Origin of the sequence: Clostridium sp. OM05-6BH (assembly GCF_003481635.1) — a bacterium.
Lineage (GTDB): Bacteria > Bacillota > Clostridia > Lachnospirales > Lachnospiraceae > Butyribacter.
Map to the genome: position 1 here is coordinate 20459 of NZ_QULH01000026.1, position 6692 is coordinate 27150.

The 6692-nt window shown below is 43.2% G+C and carries 6 protein-coding genes; all 6 read left to right on the top strand.

Annotation, left to right across the window (positions count from 1 at the left end; all coding sequences use genetic code 11):
• Positions 1-112 precede the first annotated feature (112 nt).
• The 6 genes from DXB73_RS13245 to DXB73_RS13270 all read left to right on the top strand — a co-directional run bounded on the left by DXB73_RS13245 (position 113) and on the right by DXB73_RS13270 (position 6566).
• On the top strand, positions 113-694 hold the full coding sequence (locus DXB73_RS13245; RefSeq protein WP_182434237.1) for a sigma-70 family RNA polymerase sigma factor: 582 nt from the start codon (positions 113-115) through the stop codon (positions 692-694).
• Between the two features lie 39 nt (positions 695-733).
• Positions 734-1576 carry a hypothetical protein gene (locus DXB73_RS13250; protein WP_118691439.1) on the top strand — a complete coding sequence of 281 codons (843 nt, stop codon included), beginning with the start codon at positions 734-736 and terminating at the stop codon, positions 1574-1576.
• Positions 1577-1726: 150 nt separating this feature from the next.
• Positions 1727-3784, top strand: coding sequence for a L,D-transpeptidase (locus DXB73_RS13255; RefSeq protein WP_118691440.1), 2058 nt, complete (start codon positions 1727-1729; stop codon positions 3782-3784).
• Positions 3785-3869: 85 nt separating this feature from the next.
• Positions 3870-4877 carry a signal peptide peptidase SppA gene (sppA, locus tag DXB73_RS13260; RefSeq protein WP_022025697.1) on the top strand — a complete coding sequence of 336 codons (1008 nt, stop codon included), beginning with the start codon at positions 3870-3872 and terminating at the stop codon, positions 4875-4877.
• Positions 4867-5427: an RDD family protein gene (locus DXB73_RS13265; RefSeq protein ID WP_022025698.1), complete on the top strand. Its 561-nt coding sequence runs from the start codon at positions 4867-4869 to the stop codon at positions 5425-5427. The genes sppA and DXB73_RS13265 overlap by 11 nt, the downstream gene beginning before the upstream one ends.
• 326 nt (positions 5428-5753) lie before the next feature.
• Positions 5754-6566, top strand: a complete 813-nt coding sequence (locus DXB73_RS13270; protein ID WP_182448353.1) for a M23 family metallopeptidase — start codon at positions 5754-5756, stop codon at positions 6564-6566.
• Positions 6567-6692: the final 126 nt, after the last annotated feature.

Below are 6692 nucleotides of genomic sequence, written 5' to 3' on the forward strand. Positions count from 1 at the left end.
AATTTTGAAATGGGTGGCGGTTTTTGGAAAGAACATGGTAATATGATTGTGTAACCGGATAGAACATAGCTATTTGCGTATTACAAGATGAATGGCAGATTTAGGGGGAATCATGGAACAGATACAGGAGGAAACGATCCTTGCGCTGTTAATAGACAAACCGGCAGAGGGAATTCGTATACTGACCGCACAATACGGTGGTTTGGTGTATTCGATCACGTGGCGCCGTTTGCAGGGATGTCTTCGTAAAGAGGATATTGAAGAATGTGTCAGTGATATTTTTTTTGAACTATATCGCTGCAGAGACAAGATTGATCTGTCGAAAGGTTCGCTAAAGACTTTTTTGCTGACGATCGCCGAGAGGCAGGCAATTAAGTATTACGAGCGCAAGACAGACAAATTTGATAAAATTTCGCTGCAAGAACAGTTGGAAAAAGGGGAAGAACCCTTGTCGGATCACAATGTGGAACAGCAAACGATACAGAAAGAGGAGAGCCGCCTTTTGATCGAGGCGATAAAGGGCTTGGGGGAGCCGACGGCGAGCATTGTGATCCAGAAGTATTATTATGGAATGACAGCAAAAGAAATCGGGCAGCGGGCAGGATTATCCAAAAATGCAGTAGAGAAACGATTGAAACGTGGATTAGAAAAGTTAAAGACGGTGTTGCAGAGTGAACATGATCAGTTGACATAGCAACAACTGCAGATGGACATAAGAATGGAGGAGATCATTATGAAGATTCATACAAAGCGTAGAAAAGCTAACAACAATGAGCCATGGATCGGAGAATTACTGGATGAAGTGAGTGAGGATAAATTGTTGGAAATGAGTGCGATCCCGACGGATATTCCGTTACCGCTTCCAAATCAGGAAAAGTTAGCCAGAACGGTTATCGATAAAGCAGATGTTTTTGATGAGCAAGAGAGAGAACGCCGCAAACAATATGAAAAGGCATACTGCCGCAAACAGTTCTTGCGGGCAACACTGATCGTCGGCGTTATCGTGTGCGCATTTATTGCGTTGTATTTGGGTGGCGTATTCGACAATGTTTTGCTGGATCACTACAATTATCGGTTAGAATCGATGGTCGTGCAAAATTGTGAGAGCGAGGAGCAGGGTGCACAGGTTGATGTCGATAAGTTGATCCAAGCAGGATTTTTTGGCGATGCGGGAGTGACCGGAAAACAAACGAAAGACCTGGCGGATGAGGACAAATTAGAGAACACAGCGTATAAAGTCGCAGAAGATTACTGCAAACGCATGAGCAATGACTATGCCATTGATGACTGCAAGGTAGTCAGATTATTTGACTACAAGGATACATCGGATCCTGCCGTGACGAAAGAGGGAGGCAGTGTGAAAATGTGCGAAATTGTAGCAACTTTTATGAAAATAGACAGAACCGGCAAATTGGCTGAGCAGGCAAGCCAGCCATTAAAGCCATTGAAATATGGGCAGTCGAATCCGTGGTCATTATCGGATTATTTGACGAAAGATCTCGAACAGGTGATACCAAGTGACCGGTTGACGAAAAAGCAAGCAAGTGTCGTCTTTTTGATCGCCCTTGACGATTAGCCGGTCGAAAGATTGGGCGGATTCTTCATCTTGACAGAATGTGGGAAACATGACAAAATATATATTTAACATGTTTCAACATGTTGCGAGTAAAATGTCAGCGGCATAGTTGACGTTTGGATCGTGCAAAGCAAGAATGGAGGATTGACAATGAGGGTAAAGAAAAGCAGCAATTGGAAGTACGTGGTAATGATGATGCTTGCTATGGTGTTATCGTGTAGTGCTATGACAGCAGTAACACAGGCAGCAACCACACACACAGCAAGTGCTACAACAGACAGAAAAGACGGGGTATGTACGTATACGGTAAAGGGTCTTGATCCATCCAGAGAATCTGAATTTACGATGGAATTAAGAAGATCAGACAATAAACAGACGATGATCAAGAAGCAGATTAGGATCAGCGAGGATAATTGCGTGAATGGAACCTATGAAGGAAACATCACACTCGCAGATGCAAAATACATTTGCACCAGCTATTCTGTTCATATTTTGGTAGGAACAGAAGATATTAAAGCAGGTGTATGTGATTTTTCCATTCATCGCAGCAGAATGCGTATGCTGATCACCGGCAAGTCAACAGACAGTGCAAGAACTTTTCAGCTTGTGTCAACAGAGCCGGAAGGCGGTGTACTCGCACCCGGCAGTGGCAACAAAGTGAAAGTGTATGCTTGGCAGAAAAATAAATCCGAAAGCACGGCGAAGGAAATCGGTGGAGCTAAGAATTTAGCCGGCTCCTCCCTGAAGTGGACGGAGAAGATTTCTAAGGCAGGCAGTGCTTATGGAACGTGGTGTGCCAAGATCGTGCTGGAAAATGAAAATTGGTCACAGGGCATTACGGTAGCACAGTCTGAATACAAGGTAGAACCGTTGTCAGGTACATTGACAGTGCAAAAGAGTGCTTCTTTGGAGAAGAAAAAATCTTTTAAGATCGTTTTGAGTGGTTTTCAAAGTGTATCGGATGTGAAACAGATTTCTTTCCCAATTTATAATAGCGCTGGAAAGAAAGTATATACCGCTAAGGCAAGCAAATCCGGCAAGAAATATGTTGCCACGGTTAAATTAAAGAAGTTAAAAAATAAACTGGGTCTCTATACAGTAAAAGCAGTTTACAAAAATACAGGCAATGTGTCCAGGATGCTGACTTGTACTGCATTGGCAGACGAACGTGCCAAGGGTGGTAAATTCAAGATCAAAGTTCGCAAGGATGCATCTTCAAAATTTACATTATCCGGAGCATATTTGCCGGGTAATATTAAGAAAGTGACATTTGTAGTATACAAAAATGGCAAGAAGAAACAAGGCACCTACAAGGCAGTTCTTACTTCTAAGAAATACAGTGCAGTAGTCAAGAGCAAGAGTACCGGAAAATATGTTGCCTATGCCTATGGCTATACTGCTTGGGGCAAAAAAATACTGTTAAACAAGAAGTCCTATAGCATTGGCAAGAAACATATGGGAAAACAGGGATGGCGTTATGAAAAATATAACGGAAAGACGTATAAATTTTACTATATTAACAATGAACGCCAGACAAATCTGACCAAGATCTTGAAACTGAAAAAAGGAAGCGGTCGTTATACGATCGAATTAAATCGTGCGGCTGGAGTTGTGACGGTATATATGTACGATACCAAAACGAAATCTTATGATATTCCTGTGCAGGCATTTTCGGTATCCGTTGGTAGAGATGTATCAACGAATGCAGGACCGGGAGCACTGGCGTTACATTCTTCGTATACACCGTTAGGAAACTTTAGCGTATGCAGTAATGGGCAGGCGGTGCGTTACACCTTAAAGCCGATGCATGAGCCGGACGGAAGTACCGTATATGCAAGATGGGCAGTACACATTGTCGGAAATGTTTATTTTCATGCAATCGCAGTGGGAGGACAGTCCCATTATTCCTTAAATCCAAACACATACAACCGCCTTGGATCACCGGCGTCTGCAGGATGTATCCGTATGACAGTTGCCGATGCAAAATGGCTGTATGACTATGTGCCGACCGGAACACCGATCAAGATCAAGCAGGGGAACAGCAAGAAGCCTGGACCGCTTGGTAAGCCGGCAACGATCAAAGTGACAGGAAGTATTCACTATGATCCAACCGACCCGGAAGTGCCAAATTCCCGCAAAAAAGCGGATTACAAGGCAAATAGGATCAGCGGTTATATGACAAAGAGCGGCAAAAAGGTAGGCTATTAATGTGAGGGTGCAAGGACTTAGAACAGATCACAGCTTAGTGATCTGTGGCATCTTTGAAACATAGGATTCAGAAAGGAAACATACCATGAAGACAAAACAAATGGTTGGTATTTTGGTGACAGGTGCAGTGATCATTGCTGTAGGTGTGACCGGTGTAGTTTCAAATATTGTGAAGAGCAAGTTTACACAAAGTAAGAAGAGTGATGTGTCAAGCGTGGTGAACAATCTGATGGGAGAAGCCTCGGTGTCTTTGCCAACGGAAGATTTCATCGGTGTGATCAATATTGAGGGCGAGATTGGGCCGACAGAGACAAATGCTTGGAAGGCAAGCACAGGTTACAATCATGATCTGTACATGAAATACATTGACAAAATGATTAAGAGCAGCAGCAACAAAGGGATCATGCTTTATGTAGATAGTCCGGGAGGAACGGTATACGAGAGTGATGAGTTGTATTTGAAGCTGGAAGAATATAAGGAGAAAACAAAGCGGCCGATCTGGGCGTATTTTGCGCAGGAGGCGTGCTCCGGTGGATATTATATTTCCATGGCAGCAGATACGATTTATGCAAACCGTAATTGCTGGACCGGATCGATCGGTGTCATTGTATCACTGACGAATTACAAAGGACTTTATGATAAGTTGGGGATCAAGGAAATTGACATTACCAGTGGACCTAATAAAGCAATGGGATCCGGCGGATTGGATATGACGAACGAGCAGAAACAGATCATGCAGGGATTAGTGGATGAAGCGTATGATCAGTTCGTAAGCATTGTCAGTGAAGGTCGTGGCATAAACGATGCCGATGTGCGCAAGATTGCGGATGGACGCATTTACACTGCGAAACAGGCAAAGGAAAATGGTCTGGTCGACGAGGTTGGTTCTTATGAAGAGGAGAAGCAGGATTTTATCCAGACGAATGATTTCGACAAGAACATTACGTTTTATGAGCCGGATAACGATATGAATTCGTTGGTAAGCAGTCTGTTCCAGGCAGCCGAAGACGTAACACCGAAGTCTGATGCACAGATCGTGAAAGACATGATCGACACAAAAGGAAAAGGAGTGCTGAAATATTATGCAGAATAATACGGAGAATCAGGTATATGCCGGATTTTTCGTACGTCTGGCAGCTTATATCATTGATTGGATCATCGTAGGATGCGTATTGCTCGTCGTTAAGTTCCCGCTATGGATCGCGACAGTAGCAAGTCCGGACAATTTTATCGTGAAAGATTTTATTTTTTCATATTCGGTCAAGGATATTGTACTATATCTGCTCGGTGTGTTGTATTTTATCCTGCTCACCTATTTCACAGGAGCAACATTGGGAAAACGTGCAATGCGTTTGCGGGTTGTCAGCAGTGAGCAGCGCAAGATGACATTATTCGAGGTGGCTTATCGGGAGACGGTTGGAAGATTTCTGTCTAAGATCATTATCTTTATCGGGTATTTTATGATCGGACCGGATCGCGAAAAACGTGCACTGCATGATCGGCTGGCGGATACGAGAGTCGTATATTACCATGTGCGTGAGGTCGAGATCCCACCAACGGTTGTTTATCGCGAAAGCGCACCGATCTACTCCAATGGTCCGATGCAGGGTCAGATGGTCAATGAGCAAAAATCTGATTTTTGAAGTTAAAAATTGAATTAATAACAGAAAGAAGCTATCGCTTATTTGCGATAGCTTCTTTCGTATATTTTCCTGCATATTGGCAACACTAGCAATAGAAAGTCAAACTTGCACAACCTGCGATAGTGACTATTCCCATAATACTTTATTATGTGTCATGATAAGCAAATGTTTTGCAGCCAATACACTAACTTGTTCTGCTGCAAAAGGACTAAGACAATTGCTGCAGGTGCAAGTTTTTGCGCAGATTTCGGTTGTGGAAGTTTGGAAAATAAAGCGGCAAAGACTACAGAGAGGTGCTGTAGTTACAAGTCAGAATGGAGGAAAAGATGTTTGAAGAGAAGGAATCCATGTGGAAGAAAAAAGGATTTTATGTATCGGTGTGTACTGCGTTAGTGTGCCTGTTGGCGATCGGAACAACATACTATCGAATGAATAATGATCCGCAGGATGGCGGCTTTATGAAAGCAGAGGTAGAGTCCTCAGATGCACCGGAAGACAGTATGCAGCCTGTGGGAAATTCTAAGGATCAGTCGATTGCAGACAAAAATAAGGCAACAATAGCACCGTCGATCCCAAGTGATACGCCACAGCCAAAGGCGACGAAAAAACCGCAGAAAAAAAATACCGCAAACAACGAAAAGACTGCAGCAAAGTCTGGTAGATCAAGAAAAGCAGCTGCTAAGGATACAACGGTAGCCTCCCAAAAAGACAAGCAGCACTTTGCCTTTAATGAAGAAAAGGGATTGAGCTGGCCGGTCAAAGGTAAGGTATTGATGAAGTTTAGCATGACAGATGCCGTATATTTTAAGACATTAGCACAGTATCGATGTAATCCGGCATTGATCATCGGCGGCAAAGTCGGACAGAACGTTAAAACCGCAGCGGCCGGTGAAGTCTTGTCGGTTAGTAAGAACGATGAAACAGGCAAAACCGTGACAATGAACATTGGCAATGGATACACGCTCACATATGGGCAGCTAAAGGCAGTATCCGTCAAAGAAGGCGATGAATTAAAAGCGGGAGAAACCATTGGAAAACTTGCGGCACCAAGTACAGCGTATACGGAAGAAGGGTGTAATCTGTATTTTAAGGTAGAGCAGAATGGAACAGCGGTTGATCCTCTTCTTCTCTTAGATTAATACAAAACTCCATCATGCCTGTAAAGCATGGTGGATACATAATAATAAACTCAAACTTCCCATACCTTAAATCCTCCACAACCACATATTGCTTATTATGTCAAAGAATACTAAGAATTTTGCAGC

Excerpts from the sequence above, each read along its gene's own strand:
- DXB73_RS13255 (WP_118691440.1), top strand. The coding sequence starts at position 1,727 with ATGAGGGTAAAGAAAAGCAGCAATTGGAAGTACGTGGTAATGATGATG.
- DXB73_RS13270 (WP_182448353.1), top strand. The coding sequence starts at position 5,754 with ATGTTTGAAGAGAAGGAATCCATGTGGAAGAAAAAAGGATTTTATGTA.
- DXB73_RS13250 (WP_118691439.1), top strand. The coding sequence starts at position 734 with ATGAAGATTCATACAAAGCGTAGAAAAGCTAACAACAATGAGCCATGG.
- sppA (WP_022025697.1), top strand. The coding sequence starts at position 3,870 with ATGAAGACAAAACAAATGGTTGGTATTTTGGTGACAGGTGCAGTGATC.
- DXB73_RS13265 (WP_022025698.1), top strand. The coding sequence starts at position 4,867 with ATGCAGAATAATACGGAGAATCAGGTATATGCCGGATTTTTCGTACGT.
- DXB73_RS13245 (WP_182434237.1), top strand. The coding sequence starts at position 113 with ATGGAACAGATACAGGAGGAAACGATCCTTGCGCTGTTAATAGACAAA.